Below are 15,358 nucleotides of genomic sequence, written 5' to 3' on the forward strand. Positions count from 1 at the left end.
AAAAAAACCAAAGAGTTAAGGGTTCCCTCAACTCCTCGGTTCTGATAGTAACTTATTTGCCTAAGTCAATAGTATCTGTTTTACCTTCTTTAGCTGCTTCAAGAAGTGCCTCAGTTGATTTTTTGAAGTTTTCTGAAGTATGTGTAGCTCCTGAAACAACTTCAACATCATCAAGTTTTTGTTTTTCAACAAGTTGGCTGTTTAAGTTTTCAGTGGCTTCTTTTGAAGAAACGCCTGATTTTGCCTTCATGTTTTTGTTGTATTCTTCATCATCAGCTTTGAGTTTACCGTCTTTATTTTCGTATCCAAAGTCTGATGCTGTGATTTTACCATCTGCAACGGTAATAGTATGAACGACTTTCCAGCCACGTTCGTCAAATGCTGACTCAGCTTTATAAGTGCCATCTTTAAGCATAGCTTTATTATCAGTAGATTTTGCAACTTTTTCAGTTTTAGTTTCTGATGAGGTTGCTGATTTATTCTCTGACTTACTACCACATGCAGCAAGCATAACAAGTGATGCAACTAACAGGGAACCTGTTAATAATTTCTTTTTCATTAAAAAGACCTCCAATTTAATTTCCTCTAATTAGTTTACCATAAAAGTGGTGAAAAGTCGACCGTTTTTGTAAGCCCTTACTAATTTTTGTTAGTACCGTCTAGCTAAAATGTGTTCCGTAAAGGTTAAAAAACCTTCTTGATGATTGAGTGGCAATAGGCCACTGGTCTGCCTAATTTTCACAAGATATTTCTCAATTAACGCTTCAGTTCCTTCAAAAGCCTGTGTATTTAGCAAATGATTATGAAGTAGTGTTAGTTCTTCTTCTTTCCATTCCACAGATTGGTGCTTGTCAACCAAATGTTTGATAGTTTCTGACTGCACCATTCCTAGAATCAGCGGTGCAGTATAGATACCATTTTGAACATCCTGTAATCTAGGTTTACCGGATTGATCAGCCCTCAGACGATAATCAATTAAATCATCTGACAGTTGAAAGGCCATTCCCAGAAAGATACCTAACTGGTAGGCTGCCTTAGAGGTTTTCTGAGGAATCTTAGGATACCAAGTTCCCAGCTGACATGCCAAGCCAAATAGAAAGGCTGTTTTACCTTTTATTTGTTTTAAATAGGCTTTCATAGTCATTTGACTATTGTGCTGGTTCATAAGTTGTGCTAATTCTCCAGCTAAAATACGTTCCACGATGTGATAAGGAAGAGGCCCGTTGTCTTCCCAGTTATCTTTGATATTTAGAAGTTGTGCTCCCCTAGTAGCCAATCGTCCCGCATAGGACAAGAGGTAATCACCAGCATAGATAGCTATTTTATTAGAATAGACCTGATGTAGAGGCTTGATATTTCTTCTTAACTCTGCCTCATCAATAACATCATCGTGGATAAGGGTAGCTAAATGAAAGGTTTCGATAGCTGCTGCAAGATACAGTTTTCCTTGAGAGATTTCCCCTTGGATTTCTTTTTCAAGATAGAGACAAAGACCAGCTCGAAGGTACTTTCCTGAAGCATTGATGTAGTCTAAAATAGTCGTTTTAATATCAGGAGGCAGCGATGACATTTCAGAAATCATGATGTGCTTAACGCTGACTAATGCCTCTTCGATGTCACCATGATGTTTCCAAATGGCATGAATCACAACTAATTTCTCCTTTACTTGTTGTCTGCCTTAGTCCAAGATAGGGCTAGTAAGAGTTTATTCTCGCTATAGGCCGACTTAATGATTTTTCCTTAGATAAAGGTGTTTGGGCTTACCATATATCCATCTATCTAGACGATTTCCTAACCAAGGCATGATCCAATAGTCAAGTCCAAAGCTTCTTCCTGCTCCTGCCATTAAAGCAATGGCGACAGGAATGAACCAAATGTTTACCCAGTAGAACATGCCGGATAAGCTGAACATAACCACTAAAGCTGCTGTAGCAGCGCTGACTAACCAGACAAAGGCTCCTACAATTAAGGCAAGACCAATTGCAATCTCTAAGCAGGTCATCATTTTTTGCATAAATAGGGCCACTTCTTGGTTTGGCATCATGATTTTCATCAGTGATTCAAACCAGTGAGGCATTGATTTAAGCACTTGCATGGGTTCTTCACCATAGGTATAGCTCAATCCAAAAATTTGCTTAGCCATTTCACCTGCGCCCTTGGCAGCAGCTTCACCACCTGCTTCTGAAGCACCAGAAGTTACCTCAGCGGCTTTTTGTAGCCATGGGAATGGGAAGACAACTTTATCACCAAACCAAGACTCGGTTCCAAACAAACCAAAGGCTTTTTTAAGACCTTCGTACAGCCATAACGATCCATAGAAAACTCGTAGAGGAACTAACCATAAACGGTTCCCTTTACTGGATAAATTACTTCCAAAAATATTACGGCCATCTTTAATATCGAAGAATTCATGTTTAAGGTAAGCCCCGATATTAAAGAAACTACTAATCGTAAAGAAGTAAAGTAAGTTTGTAAAGTGTTTAACAGCCATAGCCAAGAAGCCAGACATATGGAATTTATCCATCAAATAGGCAACTCCATATTTGGAGCCGATGGAAACCATAAAGCCGTCATACTTACCTTTGTAGCTAACTTTTTCAGTTTTCTTGATAGTTGCAGCAATGTTTTGGGCAGCTGTTTTACCAGTTTGCTCAGCAGCTTGAACAATTTGCGGGGTTGGTTTGCCATCTTGGTTTTGATCTTCATAATAAACCAAGTCACCAGTAACATAGACATTTGGATGTTCCAAAGTTTCCATGTACTGGTTCGCAACGAGGCGCCCTCCGCGAGCTTTTTCAATGTCAAACTCACTTGTGTCAGTATTTGCTTTGACTCCTGCTGTCCAAATAGAAGTATAGGTATCAATTTTGCGACCGGAGCTAAGGTAAAGAGCATCTTCTTCGACGCTAGCAACACCATCAGCCAGGACAAGCTCAACCCCTTTTTTGATAAGGTATTTTTGGGCTTTAGTTTGTTCTTTTTCGGTCACCATATTCAAAATAGATGGCATGGCTTCTACTACTTTTAAGGAGAAGTCTTTAACATCCAGCTTGAATTGTTTGGCAAGAATTGGTACCCAATCAATGAGTTCCCCAATCATCTCAATACCAGTGAAACCAGCACCAATAACAGTAAAGGTTAAGAGAGCTCTGCGTTTAGCCACATCGTGCTCTTGCATAGCGCGGTAACAAGCATCTAGAATATGATAGTGTAGAGCTTCTGCTGCTTCGATTGACCATAAGCTAAAACCATGTTCTTTGACGCCTGGTGTTCCAAAATCGTTGGCTTCTCCTCCCATGGCTAAGATCAAGTAATCAAAGTCAAGGGTTTGATGTTCTGCTTGGACTTTTTTAAGGTCGTAATCAATGGCTACGACCTTATCAGTCACTAATTGAACTTTTGGGTATTTTTTAAAAATACGTTGCAAGTCATATTTAATGGCTTCAGGTTCAACACGTCCAGCTGCTACTTCATGCAGCTCGGTCATATAAGTTTGAAATGAGTTTTTATCAATCAGGGTGATGCTGACGTCATCTTGTTTTTTAAATGTTTTTGCCAAGTATCTAGCGGAAGCAATTCCCGCATAACCAGCACCGACAATGACAATATTGTGTGTCATAGGTGTCCTCCGTTAACGTTTTCATGGACTATTATATCATACTATCTAGTGATATTCAAGATGATATTAATAGAACGGTCACAGAATAATCGTTTATATTGACTTTTTGGCCGGCTCTTGTGTTAAAATGGGGTGTATTAAGAGATAGAAAGAACGGCTATGAACAAACAATCTCAAAAATTATTATTTATTACGATGCTGGCAGCGCAGGCGGTGGTCATTTCCTTCTATGAACGCTTTATTCCTACGCCATTTGCTTTTGCACCAGGGGCTAAGTTGGGCTTAGCCAATCTCATTACCGTATTAGCTTTATTTACCTTAAAACCTATAGATAGTGCCAAGGTTATTTTGTTAAAACTGTCTATTTCAACTTTTTTAAGTGGAACTTTTTCAACCTTTCTTTATGGTTTTTCAGGGACACTTTTGAGTTTTCTAGTGATGTTAAGCTTAAAAGCGTTAGGTCCTAAACGGGTGAGTGTGATCGGGATTTCGACTCTCGGCGGCATCATGCATAATGTAGGTCAATTACTGGTTTTTGGTTTTATTGCAAGGTCTTGGTTAGTGCTTAATTATCTCCCTATACTCTCTTTCAGCGGTATTTTATCAGGTTTCTTTGTTGGACTAGCAGGCAACTATTTGCTGCTAAAGGTAACCCCTCTGAAACAGTTTCATCAAGAGTTACTAGATGATTGGATTATTTAGTATTTGCATAAATAAAATTACGTAAAAAACTGGAGGCGCTCTAATGACCTCCAGTTTTTTTATCTTGTTAGAGGAGAGATGATGACTTGAGTTCCTTCCCCAATTAGGCTATTAACCTTTATGTCTAAGTTGAGCTGATCTAATATCTCTTTGGTCATATAAAGCCCTAATCCCGTTGCCTTTTGGTGTTCATGTCCATTAAATCCAGTAAACCCTTCGTCAAAAAGACGTGGCAGGTCTTCACTTAGTATTCCGATACCATTATCTGATATAATAATACTTTTGCTACTTAATGTTATGGTTATGTTTCCACCTTTGGTTGAATACTTTATAGCATTGTCAATCAATTGCATCAAGGCAAACCTCAACCATTTTTTATCTGTCTTCAGTTGACAGTTTCCTTGAATGGTCACACTAAGCTCTTTAGCAATACATAAGTAACGAGATTCTTTCACAATAGAAGAAATGATTTCTCTTACAGATACCATCTGAAAACGAAAATCGTCGTGATGTTGTTTAAATTTTAAATAACTTAAGAGGTTATTGAGGTATTTTTCTAAGCGGAAAACTTGCTGTTGGTATTTTTTTACATCCGTACTTTGGGTTTGAACCATTAAAGACAGAGCAGATAAAGGGAGTTTCATTTGATGAGACCACATTTTGATGAGGGACTCTGTGTTTTTTTGTTGATTTCTCTGCTGTAACAGTTTTTTTTGATGCTTCTTCATTCAACTTTATAATTAAGGAATGGTAAACTTTGTCGCTCGGCAATGTCAAGGAATCGAGGTCTGTTACATAAATAAATTCTTGTAAAGTTTTTATTTTTGTCTTAAACTGATAATATTTCCAAAGACTGATGAGGCCTAATGTAGTAAGGGAAATTATATTAGCTGTGAGAAAATAATGCATTGGGAGACGATAAAGGTAAAATACTAGCCAGTAGATACCTACCAGTATGGCGTATTGACTGTAGAAGAAACGATATTCTTTTAAAAAGGCTTTTATCATTTAACAAGATACCCCACTCCCCTTATAGTATGAATATGATCAAAGCCGATAGTCGCAATTTTCTTTCGCAGACGTGTCATATTGACGTTGAGGGTATTGTGATCAATGAAATTATCATTTTCCCAGAGTCTTTCCAGGATTTCTTCTTTGGTTACAATTTCATGATTTTTGGTTATCAATATGGTCAGGATTTTATGTTCTGTTGGTGATAAGGTGACGGAATCTTTACCATTTGACAAGGTACCGTCAAAATGAAGTTTAAACTGAGCAAAACTAATCTCATCACTAGTAAATTGCTGACTACGTCGTAAAAAAGCTGCTATTTTTGCGTCTAAAATGGTTAGCGAAAAAGGCTTAGGGATAAAATCATCTCCTCCCATATGAAGAGCCATGATAGTATCCGTCTCATCATTACTACTGGAAATAAAAATGATAGGAACCATAGACTGTTTTCGGATTTCAGTGGTCCAATAAAAACCATTGAAAAAAGGCAGGGTAATATCCATTAAAATAAGGTCTGGCTGGTAGGCCAATACCTCCTGCTTGATATCTCTAAAGTTACTAACCGTCTTAACATCGTAAGTTTGGCTAAGATGATTATGAAGAAGAGTTAAGATAGCTTGATCATCTTCAATAATATAGATTTTATCATGTTTTATCATACTGTTATTCTACCAAAAAAGTGGCGAAAAATCGCCACTTTTCCTATCTTTCAATAATTCGATAATAAGTTCTACTAGTCATTTTATAGATGATAAAGTAGAGACAAATAATGATAGCGATGGTAGTTGCACTAACGAGGTATACCATAATAGAGTCCAACACACCAAATAATAATAACATTTGTCTGAGCATAACAAATGCTGCACAGAAATGTAAGACAGCTAAGGTAATTGGGATAAAGAAGACTAACAGAATTTGTGAATTGATAGTCTGTTTAACTTGTTCTTTACTCATACCTACTTCTTGTAAAATCTTGTAAGATTTCTGATCTTCATACCCTTCTGAATACTGCTTATAATAAATAATGAGGGCTACGCCTAGAATAAAGCTAAAACCAAGTAAAAAGCCAGTAAATAAGAAACCACCAGAGAGAGTGTAGGATCCAAGACGATAATCTTCTTTTGTTTCTAAGTTCCCAATAAATTGACCATTATTGCTAATGGTTCCTTTGTCATCTAGGATGTTAGCCATTTCTTCTTTAGTAAGATTAGCGTAGGCAGTTATTGATGGTTCAAAACCATAATGAGTCACTGTTTCAAATGTTGTTTGAATGTTATTTAAGGTAGCTTCATCACTCACCACCAAGACTCCAGGATTATAGGTATTAGTGATAGGAGGAAAGTGTACTGTTTTGAAGTTAACAATATTTTCAAAACGATGGCCTAATAAGTCAATAGTTTTTAACTGACTATCCCCTTTTTGTTTAAAAAAGGCGGTCTGACCTGTTTTTAATTGAGGGAGTTTATTTCCCAGAGAACGGAAGTCATCTTGAGTAACGAGGTAAACGAAACCCGTTTTGGCGATGTTAGGATGCATCACTTCCTTTTTGGTAACCACAATTTTAGATGCTCGAGAGATTTCAAATGATATCCTGGTGTCCTTATAAATCAGAAAGTCAGATGCTTTTTTATCAATCTTGTCTAGGATAACCTTTTGAAAAATCTCGTCTTGATTAATTAAAGATGTATTATCAAATGTTATTTTACTATTTCTTGGAAAAAGCTGTTCTGCCATTGATTCTGTGTTGGTGTATAAGGCAGTTGTTGTTGCAATGGAAACAAATGCCATTACTGCTAAAATAGTGATATTAGCAAGTCCTACAGCATGTTGTTTCATTTTAAAAATCATTTGTGACGTGCTAACAAAATGTTCTGGCTGATAAAAGTAAGTCTTGTTTTGACGACGACGTTTTAAATACCAAGTCATAAAGGAAATATAGAACAGATAAGTTCCAATAATGACAATTATAACGGCTATAAAGAAACGAATAATGGTTTCAAAAGCTGTTAATGTTGATGAAGTTAAGGAAATGTAGTAACCAACACTTAGAGCAATAAGAGATAAAGCTGCCAATAAGAGGTTTCCTCGTGGTTCTTTTTCTCCTTTTTCTTTGTCTCGAAAAAGCATTAAGGGAGAGGTTTTTTTGACCTTAACTAATCCCACTAAGGCTAAGAAACCAAAAATGAACGCAAAAACGAGGGCTGTTAGGATAAATGCACTAATCTGAAATTGTAGGGTAAGACTAGGAGAATGAATCAAATTGACAAAAATCAAGTAAAATAGGTGTGAGAAAACAGCTGATAAGAGACTTCCTCCTCCTACTGTCACTAAATACATTAAAATAAGCTCAAGGCTAGAGATCCAACTGATTTGCTTTTTGGTCATGCCTAGCATGTTATAGAGACCGTATTCTCGACTTCTTTGATTGAGCAAAAAACGGTAACTGTAAACTTCTATGATGAGAGCAAATAAGACTAAGATCACAATGGCCAATCCTAGAAGCATTTTGCCATATCTCATATTTTCTGATATGGGACTCATGAAAATAATGAGGACAATGCAATTAAGCATATAGAGGACAGTACTGGCCAGTAAAAAAGGAGCTGACACGCTTAGAGAATTTTTTAGGTTATTCCATGCAAATTTGAGGTAAAACATCCTACTCACCTCCTAAAAGGCCTGTCATGGCAATGGAGATGTCTTTGTTGAAGTCTAAGTTGGTTTTATTGCCTCGATAGATTTGATGGAAAATACGGCCGTCTTTAATGAATAATACCCGCTTAGCATGGCTAGCAGCGTTTGCTGAATGGGTAACCATTAAAATAGTCTGACCGTCGTTATTAATGTCTTCAAACAGGTTGAGCAGTTCGTCTGAATTACGATGGTCTAATGCGGCTGTGGGTTCATCGGCAAGCAACAATTGTGGATGCGTAATGAGGCTTCGAGCAATGGCAACGCGTTGCTTTTGTCCGCCTGATAGTTCAAATGGTCGTTTGTCTAAAAGGGAATCAATGTGTAATTTAGGGACAATTTGATTTATTCGAGATTCCATTTCTTTGACAGGTCTACGATTTAGCACTAAAGGCAAGAAAATATTGTCTCGTACAGACAAGGTATCCAGCAAATTGAAATCTTGAAAAACAAAGCCGAGATTTTGGAGACGAAAATCAGCAAGTTGACTTTCTTTGATTTTGGTAACATCGGTACCGTTTAAAAAGATGGAACCATTCGTTGGCCTCTCCAAAGTTGCTAAAATATTTAAGAGGGTTGTTTTTCCTGAGCCAGACTCACCCATTATGGCGATAAATTCACCTTTGTCCACTTTAAAGTCAACATCTTGTAGGGCTCTCGTTTCTTCTTTAGAAAAGCGCGTGCGAAATATTTTTTCGAGGTGATTGATTTCTAATAACATGATAAACTCCTTTGACAACCTTATGTCTATTATATCTTATTTTGTAACGTCTGATAACCATACTTTGGCTTCAGTGAGTGGGTCTTTGCTTTCTCTATCAGGGAGGATTGGATTGTTTTCGTAGACTTGTCCTTGACGGTTAATGACACGACTGCTAGTAATGACCAACAAGGCACCATCATATAAAGGGATAACATGGTTTCCAGTGGTGTAGCCAGCTGTTGCTTCTCCAAAAAATAGGGTATGTTCAAGTCCTTGAAAAGCAAAGGCGGTCATCTCTCCTGATGAGGCTGTGTAGCGATCAATAAGGACTGCAACAGGAACTTTTTGCTTGATAACGGATTGCTCCAACTGGAGATTATCCTGATGACTCAACTCATGTCCGTTTAACTGTATGACCTGTTGATTATGGTATTTATCTTTAAAACGAAATAAGTCCCCATCTGGTAAAAGTCCTGATAGACCAATAAGCATCAGTGCCATATTGCCACCAGTATTGCCACGTAAGTCAACAATGACACCCTTGTATTTTTTAGTGAGAGGCTTGTTTAATTGATTGGCGTAAACTGTCATTGATTTTATGTCTAGTGCTTCGATAGCAGGTACCTTAAGATACAATAACCCATCATCTTCCGCTCGGCTTTGCGGTTGAGGATGCTTCATTGAGCTTTTTTTAAAACTGGCCTTATTGATTAAACGAGAGTGTTTTCCTCCTGCTACGACCACTGCCTTCTGAAGTATCTGTTGCGCTTCTTTGTAAGACTTAGCTTTTTTTAACGCTTTGTGAGTTTCTTGACGTGTCTTATTCCACTGCTCTCCTTGAGCATATAAGCCAAGTGTGTCTAAGCGTTCTAAGGCGATATCTCCATATTTTTGAACGCTGGGTGGAAATAGATAAAGGTTAAAGTTAGGTCCATAACGCTGAATCCCAAAAAAAGCTATGCCTGTTATGATTAATAAGGGAATACCTAAAATGATTAATCCTTTGGAATACCGTTTCATCGGTCGGTCTCCTTTTCTTGTTTTGTAACTCTAGTTTACTCCAGAAAGGCAAGTAATAACCTTACAATGCTAATGAGCTAACTTACAGTTCTGTAAGGTTTATCGCATGCTATTTTCAGACATTTTGTTATAATAAAAGAAAGAAACGACTCGAGGAGAAAAGAGATGCCAAAGAAAATAAGCAAAGCTCTGGGAGCAGTTGGGAAATTGATATCAATTATTCCTGACACCACTGAAATTATTGGAAAAACGATTGATAACAGTCGACCAATTATCGAAAAACGGATGGAACAAAAACATGAAAGGGAGATGCAGCTACGCACGATAGATGATGTGGTCAATCTTCCTGTTGATCAGGCACAAACTCATTTAGAAAAACTTGGCTTTGTAGTAGCAACTATACCTGCTAAGCCTCATAAAAAATGGCTTCACAGTAGCCTCAATGAAGTCGTTGCCATGTCTCCAAAATCTGGTAAACATAAGATAGGAAGCCTAGTTAAACTCTACTATATTACCGTTGATGTCTTAGAAAAAAGCCAAGACTTATTAGACCAAGAAACCTTACGGACTGTGAAACGCAATCAAAAACTTGCGGATACGTTTGAATCCGTTAAACACATTCGTCTTCATTTTAAAAAACATCGCTGATAAAAATAGACTAATCCATCTAAGGATTAGTCTATTTTGGCTATAAGTGATAGTAGAGCGCTTCTGCTATACTTATAGTTTTGAAGTCTTAAGGATAGTATTTTTGCTGTTCTTAAGACCAATATGCTGATAAAATAGCTGTGAGATCATGTTATAATAAGCTTGACAAATTTTACGGGACTAATTAATCGATTGAGTTAGCAATGGATGGTTCGTAAATGAGTTGTTATGATATGATTTAATAAAACCATAGATAAGGAGAAGAAATGTCTCACTATACCATTTCAAAAGCCTTTCCTTCAGATAAAACGACAATGGGCAAAGTAAAGAACCTGCTTCATCAAGAAGGGATACGTTTAGATGCTCATTTAGATTATACTTGTGTTATTTTTAATGATTCTGGTGATGTCATTGCTACAGGTTCTTATTTTGGAAATAGTTTGCGCTGTCTTTGCGTTTCCCGTGATTATCAAGGTGAAGGACTCCTCAATAAGATTGTCAGTCATCTGATAGATGAAGAATATGCTATTGGGAACTTCCATCTTTTTGTCTATACTAAAACTTCCTCTGCTGCTTTTTTCAAGAATCTTGGTTTTACTGAAATTGCTCATATTGATCATCATATTAGCTTTTTGGAAAATAAAAAAAATGGCTTCCAAAACTACCTAAATGATCTTGAGACTCCTGAGCACATAGGGGATAAGGTTGCTGCTATTGTTATCAACGCTAATCCTTTTACCTTAGGGCACCAATTTTTAGTGGAGAAAGCTGCAAGGGAAAATGATTGGGTTCATCTGTTTATGGTCAGTGAAGACTGCAGTCTAATTCCTTTTTCGGTGAGAAAGAGGTTGATTCAAGAAGGTCTAGCTCATCTTGATAATGTCATATTTCATGAAACGGGTCCTTATTTGATTAGCCAAGCGACTTTCCCAGCCTATTTCCAAAAAGAAGACAATAACGTGATTAAGAGCCAATCCTTACTAGATACGGCAATCTTTGTTGAAATTGCTCAGACCCTTCATATTCATAAAAGATACGTTGGAGAAGAGCCAACCAGCCGAGTAACTGCTATTTACAATGAAATCATGGCTCAGCAGTTGCAGCAAGCTGGTATCCTCCTAGATATTCTGCCAAGGAAAGCTATCAATCAGCAGCAAGATCCTATCAGTGCCTCAACGGCTAGGCAGGCATTGAAAGATGATGATTGGGAACTATTGGCAAAACTTCTTCCCAAAACCTCTTTGGATTATTTTGGTTCACCAGAAGCTCGTCCCATTATTGAAAAGATACAGGATACTTCGTCTGTCAAACATTATTGAGATAAAAAACCTACCTGATTTTCAAAATCAGGTAGGTTTTTGGTATTATTACAGCAAATACGTTTCACTAAGAAAAAACGCTTAGCTCCTTAACCAAGGAGATTAATGGTTAAGAGGATTAGTTATTCCCTGTTAGTCTTGGATGTCCAGTTGTACAGTAACTTCTTGAACCGGAACATCATAGAAAGGATCTTCACGGCGTCCCAAGAAATCTCTAGCTTGTTGCGGGAAGCTTGCATAGCTTAGCACGTCTTCTTCTGAACGAGCGTATTGAGTAATCTCGTCACGCAGATAAATCATTTGAGGCTCGATTAGGTCGGCTGGTCTGCAGGTAATGACTGCTTCGTCACCAATGATTTTCTCTCTGATACCTTCTGCTAATGGCGCTGGTGATTGACCATATAGTCCTCGAACATAATCTTTGATTTCATTTGGAACTATCTTGTAGCGTTCCCCTGAGATGATATTCATCAAGGCCTGTGTTCCAACCATTTGTGATAATGGCGTTACGAGTGGCGGGTACCCAAGATCAGCTCTTACTTTAGGTACTTCTGCCAGGACTTCTTCGTATTTATCAGCTAGGCCTTGCTCGGTTAATTGGCTCAATAGGTTTGATAGCATACCACCTGGAACTTGGTAAATCAATGTTTTTGGTTCAGTGTCTTTGACTTTGGGATTTAAAATCTCTGTCTCTCGGTAATGGTCACGAATGGTATTGAAATATTCTGCAACTTTGGCTACCTCTTGCATATCCAAGCCTGTGTCAAAGCCTAAATCCATCAAGGCAATCGCCATTGATTCTGTGGCAGGCTGACTGGTTCCCCCTGAAAAAGAGGAAATCGCCGTATCAATAATATCAGCCCCTGCTTCTGCCACTTTTAAGTAAGTCATTTCTGAAATACCACTGGTAGCATGGGTATGAACTTCAAGAGGGATAGCTGTATTCTCCTTGATACGTTTGACCAACTGGTAACCTGTTTCTGGAGTTAACACTCCGGCCATATCTTTAATACAGATAGAATCAGCTCCAATTGCCTGATAGGCTTTCGCAAGGTCTACAAAGTAGTCTACGGTATGCACTGGGCTGGTTGTATAAGAAATAGCCACTTGAGCATGTCCACCAAATTCTTTGGTAGCTGATACTGCTGTTTGAAGGTTGCGTGGGTCGTTTAAAGCATCGAAAATACGGACAATATCAATCCCATTTTCAATTGATTTTTGAATAAAGGATCTGACCACATCGTCAGCATAATTGCGATACCCAAGTAGATTTTGTCCACGTAAGAGCATTTGCAACTTGGTTTTTTTGACCGCTTTGCGAATGGTTCTAAGGCGTTCCCAAGGGTCTTCATTTAAAAAGCGTAGGCAGGAATCAAAGGTTGCCCCTCCCCACATTTCAAGGGCATGATAACCAGCGTTATCTAGAGTTTCTAGAATAGGAATCATTTCCTCGGTTGTCATACGTGTGGCAATCTGACTTTGTTGACCATCACGTAAAACTGTTTCCGTTATACGGATTTTCGTCATAATTGTTCTCCTCATTAACCTATCTTATCTAATGGTAAGGATGGGGTGTCTTGATTGAAAAATGAATGGAGCAAGTTGGTAATAGCTGCCTGCATGTCTTCAATGCTATGTTGTCGTAAGCGGCCACAGACTTTTGCCTCTTTAGAACAGATAAAACACTGTCTTGGAGGAGCTCCTAATGTCGTCCTACTAATCGGACTTGGTTGTCCATTGCTTAAGACAAGAACATCTAAATCCATGAGACGTCCTATAGGTAAATCTGTTTCTAAGGCAATCATTTTTAATTTCAGGTCTTGGCTAGGTAGACTTGTGATGAGGTAATACTCATAACCTGTTGTAGGCAGTAATCGCAACTGGTAACAAATCTTATCGTCAGCTAATGTAGTTTGAATGGCCTTAATCACCATATCAAAAGCTTCAAGAAGTTTAGGAGAGGTTTTAATTGGTCCAGGGATATTCATAGTGACCGATAATAAGCTACCTTCTGGGTACTCCTTTAATAAATGCAGCTGACGCAGAGCTCTTTCTTCGCGGGCCCGTAACATGTCATTGAGTTGGATAGATTCACCTGAAAAATAAGCTTCTTTAGACATTGTAAACTACATCAATAAGGCTACCATCACGGTATTCAATAAGAGCAACAACCTTATCACCATATTGAATACGCTCAGGTGTGCCAACGATAGCATAAGCCTTCTCTTTTAGCTCCTCAATACTAAATTGTGGCACATTGAGGGATTTGAAATGCTCTACTAAGTCTTGACGATTTGGATTAATGGCAATTCCCACTTCTGTGACGACCACATCGACACTTGTTCCCGGTGTAATAACTGTATTAACCTCATCAACAAAGGTTGGGATGCGTCCACGAATAAGTGGCGAAATAACCAAACTCATCTTCGATGCAAAGGCAGTGTCACAGTGGCCACCAGAAGCCCCACGAATGACGCCGTCAGATCCTGTCATCACATTAACATTGAAGTTAGTATCGACTTCAAGGGCTGATAAAATACAAGTGTCTAATTGGTTAATTACTGAGCCCTTGCTCAATGGGGAGGCATACATGTTGGCGTCAATTTCATAGTGGTCAGCATACTTACCAAGAGAAACAGCTGATGGGTGATCAAAGTCTTGGACATCAAAAATTTTTTCAACCAGTCCTTCTTCGAGCAACTCCACCATAGCATTGGTAATACCACCAAGAGCAAAGCTAGCTTTGATATTTTCTTTAATCATAGCTTCGCGCATGAAACGGGTTACTGCCAAAGAAGCACCACCTGTTCCAGTTTGGAAAGAGAATCCTTCTTTAAAATAAGGAGAGTTGGTGATTACTTTAGAGGCGTATTCTGCAATTAAGAGTTCTTTAGGATTTTTTGTAAAACGAGTTGCCCCTTTGGCGATTCCTTGAGGATCTCCGATAGCATCTACTGTTACCACATAGTCAACATCTGTTTGAGGAATGCTGATTGGGGTATTCGGATAAGGAACCAAATTATCTGTCAAGATAACCACCTGATCTGCATATTTGGCATCAATCATGGCATAGCCCAAAGAACCACAGGTTGCTTTCCCTTTTGTCCCATTAACATTTCCGTAAGCATCTGAACTTGGGGCGCCCAGAAAGGCAACATCAATATGGATATCCCCACTAGCAATGGCACGAGCGCGACCACCATGGGAGCGAATAACCACAGGATTTTCCATTAGTCCTTCTGAAATGGCTGCCCCTACTTTGTCACGAAGACCAGATGAGGTGATGTTGGTAACCACACCATTTTTGATGTGATCAATCAAAGGCTCATGCACATTAGCGATGGAACTTGGGGCAATAGATAGGTTTTTAATACCCATTTTGGCAATTTCATCCAAGACCATATTCATAATGAAATCCCCTTCACGGAAATGGTGGTGGAATGAAATGGTCATGCCATCTGTTAAGCCAGTTTTTTCAATCGCTTCACGGATAGAGCCTAATAATTTAGAATCTCCAGGTTTAACTGGTTTGATACGACGGCTGGCTTCATCGTAATTTTTAATATGCGCTAATTCTCCTTCAAACACACCGTATTGGTCGGCGTATTGTTGAGGAATATCTCTACCGAGTTTATTTGTTACCAT

Annotated in this window: 13 protein-coding genes and 1 pseudogene; 3 read left to right on the forward strand and 11 right to left on the reverse strand. The window is 38.4% G+C overall.

Going from position 1 to position 15,358, the window contains the following annotated elements; translation table 11 throughout:
* Positions 1 to 52 precede the first annotated feature (52 nt).
* The 3 genes from DYD17_RS05665 to DYD17_RS05675 all read right to left on the reverse strand — a co-directional run bounded on the left by DYD17_RS05665 (position 53) and on the right by DYD17_RS05675 (position 3,619).
* A complete protein-coding gene (locus DYD17_RS05665; RefSeq protein ID WP_115252872.1) occupies positions 53 to 559 on the reverse strand; it encodes an FMN-binding protein in 507 nt (168 codons plus the stop codon).
* A gap of 90 nt (positions 560 to 649) precedes the next feature.
* Positions 650 to 1,648, reverse strand: coding sequence for a polyprenyl synthetase family protein (locus tag DYD17_RS05670; RefSeq protein WP_003050642.1), 999 nt, complete (start codon positions 1,646 to 1,648; stop codon positions 650 to 652).
* 78 nt (positions 1,649 to 1,726) lie between these two features.
* Positions 1,727 to 3,619 (reverse strand): NAD(P)/FAD-dependent oxidoreductase, encoded by a 1,893-nt coding sequence (locus tag DYD17_RS05675; RefSeq protein ID WP_003050645.1) that lies wholly within the window; start codon positions 3,617 to 3,619, stop codon positions 1,727 to 1,729.
* 159 nt (positions 3,620 to 3,778) lie between these two features.
* Here DYD17_RS05675 and DYD17_RS05680 point away from each other — a divergent pair, with 159 nt between their 5' ends.
* On the forward strand, positions 3,779 to 4,321 hold the full coding sequence (locus DYD17_RS05680) for a Gx transporter family protein (protein WP_115252874.1): 543 nt from the start codon (positions 3,779 to 3,781) through the stop codon (positions 4,319 to 4,321).
* 59 nt (positions 4,322 to 4,380) lie between these two features.
* Here DYD17_RS05680 and DYD17_RS05685 read toward each other — a convergent pair.
* From DYD17_RS05685 to DYD17_RS05705, 5 genes and pseudogenes are all read right to left on the reverse strand, one after another.
* Positions 4,381 to 5,329: pseudogene (locus tag DYD17_RS05685) on the reverse strand (sensor histidine kinase).
* The gene (locus DYD17_RS05690; protein ID WP_115252876.1) at positions 5,326 to 5,991 is read right to left on the reverse strand and encodes a response regulator transcription factor; all 666 of its coding nucleotides are present in this window, start codon (positions 5,989 to 5,991) and stop codon (positions 5,326 to 5,328) included. Before DYD17_RS05690 ends, DYD17_RS05685 begins: the two are co-directional and overlap by 4 nt.
* A 43-nt stretch (positions 5,992 to 6,034) precedes the next feature.
* Complete coding sequence (locus DYD17_RS05695; RefSeq protein WP_115276399.1) at positions 6,035 to 7,990, reverse strand: FtsX-like permease family protein; 1,956 nt, start codon at positions 7,988 to 7,990, stop codon at positions 6,035 to 6,037.
* 1 nt (position 7,991) lies between these two features.
* Positions 7,992 to 8,744, reverse strand: a complete 753-nt coding sequence (locus DYD17_RS05700) for an ABC transporter ATP-binding protein (protein WP_115252878.1) — start codon at positions 8,742 to 8,744, stop codon at positions 7,992 to 7,994.
* A gap of 36 nt (positions 8,745 to 8,780) precedes the next feature.
* Positions 8,781 to 9,746: a S41 family peptidase gene (locus tag DYD17_RS05705; protein ID WP_115252879.1), complete on the reverse strand. Its 966-nt coding sequence runs from the start codon at positions 9,744 to 9,746 to the stop codon at positions 8,781 to 8,783.
* Positions 9,747 to 9,911: 165 nt separating this feature from the next.
* Here DYD17_RS05705 and DYD17_RS05710 point away from each other — a divergent pair, with 165 nt between their 5' ends.
* Together DYD17_RS05710 and citC are read left to right on the forward strand one after the other, a co-directional pair.
* Positions 9,912 to 10,394, forward strand: coding sequence for a PASTA domain-containing protein (locus tag DYD17_RS05710; RefSeq protein WP_115252880.1), 483 nt, complete (start codon positions 9,912 to 9,914; stop codon positions 10,392 to 10,394).
* 266 nt (positions 10,395 to 10,660) lie between these two features.
* Positions 10,661 to 11,713, forward strand: a complete 1,053-nt coding sequence (gene citC / locus DYD17_RS05715; RefSeq protein ID WP_115252881.1) for a [citrate (pro-3S)-lyase] ligase — start codon at positions 10,661 to 10,663, stop codon at positions 11,711 to 11,713.
* Between the two features lie 132 nt (positions 11,714 to 11,845).
* Here the strand turns inward: citC and DYD17_RS05720 are convergent, their stop codons facing one another.
* From DYD17_RS05720 to citF, 3 genes are read right to left on the reverse strand one after another with little or no spacing between them, the layout of a single operon-like run.
* On the reverse strand, positions 11,846 to 13,240 hold the full coding sequence (locus DYD17_RS05720) for an oxaloacetate decarboxylase subunit alpha (protein WP_003050671.1): 1,395 nt from the start codon (positions 13,238 to 13,240) through the stop codon (positions 11,846 to 11,848).
* A gap of 14 nt (positions 13,241 to 13,254) precedes the next feature.
* Positions 13,255 to 13,833 carry a citrate lyase holo-[acyl-carrier protein] synthase gene (gene citX, locus DYD17_RS05725; protein WP_115252883.1) on the reverse strand — a complete coding sequence of 193 codons (579 nt, stop codon included), beginning with the start codon at positions 13,831 to 13,833 and terminating at the stop codon, positions 13,255 to 13,257.
* Complete coding sequence (citF, locus tag DYD17_RS05730) at positions 13,826 to 15,358, reverse strand: citrate lyase subunit alpha (protein WP_115245974.1); 1,533 nt, start codon at positions 15,356 to 15,358, stop codon at positions 13,826 to 13,828. Before citF ends, citX begins: the two co-directional genes overlap by 8 nt.

Source organism: Streptococcus dysgalactiae subsp. dysgalactiae (assembly GCF_900459225.1).
Lineage (GTDB): Bacteria > Bacillota > Bacilli > Lactobacillales > Streptococcaceae > Streptococcus > Streptococcus dysgalactiae.

Coding starts and splice junctions, on each gene's coding strand:
- DYD17_RS05665 (WP_115252872.1), bottom strand. CDS start 559: ATGAAAAAGAAATTATTAACAGGTTCCCTGTTAGTTGCATCACTTGTT.
- DYD17_RS05675 (WP_003050645.1), bottom strand. CDS start 3,619: ATGACACACAATATTGTCATTGTCGGTGCTGGTTATGCGGGAATTGCT.
- DYD17_RS05680 (WP_115252874.1), top strand. CDS start 3,779: ATGAACAAACAATCTCAAAAATTATTATTTATTACGATGCTGGCAGCG.
- DYD17_RS05690 (WP_115252876.1), bottom strand. CDS start 5,991: ATGATAAAACATGATAAAATCTATATTATTGAAGATGATCAAGCTATC.
- DYD17_RS05695 (WP_115276399.1), bottom strand. CDS start 7,990: ATGTTTTACCTCAAATTTGCATGGAATAACCTAAAAAATTCTCTAAGC.
- DYD17_RS05700 (WP_115252878.1), bottom strand. CDS start 8,744: ATGTTATTAGAAATCAATCACCTCGAAAAAATATTTCGCACGCGCTTT.
- DYD17_RS05705 (WP_115252879.1), bottom strand. CDS start 9,746: ATGAAACGGTATTCCAAAGGATTAATCATTTTAGGTATTCCCTTATTA.
- DYD17_RS05710 (WP_115252880.1), top strand. CDS start 9,912: ATGCCAAAGAAAATAAGCAAAGCTCTGGGAGCAGTTGGGAAATTGATA.
- citC (WP_115252881.1), top strand. CDS start 10,661: ATGTCTCACTATACCATTTCAAAAGCCTTTCCTTCAGATAAAACGACA.
- DYD17_RS05720 (WP_003050671.1), bottom strand. CDS start 13,240: ATGACGAAAATCCGTATAACGGAAACAGTTTTACGTGATGGTCAACAA.
- citX (WP_115252883.1), bottom strand. CDS start 13,833: ATGTCTAAAGAAGCTTATTTTTCAGGTGAATCTATCCAACTCAATGAC.
- citF (WP_115245974.1), bottom strand. CDS start 15,358: ATGGTAACAAATAAACTCGGTAGAGATATTCCTCAACAATACGCCGAC.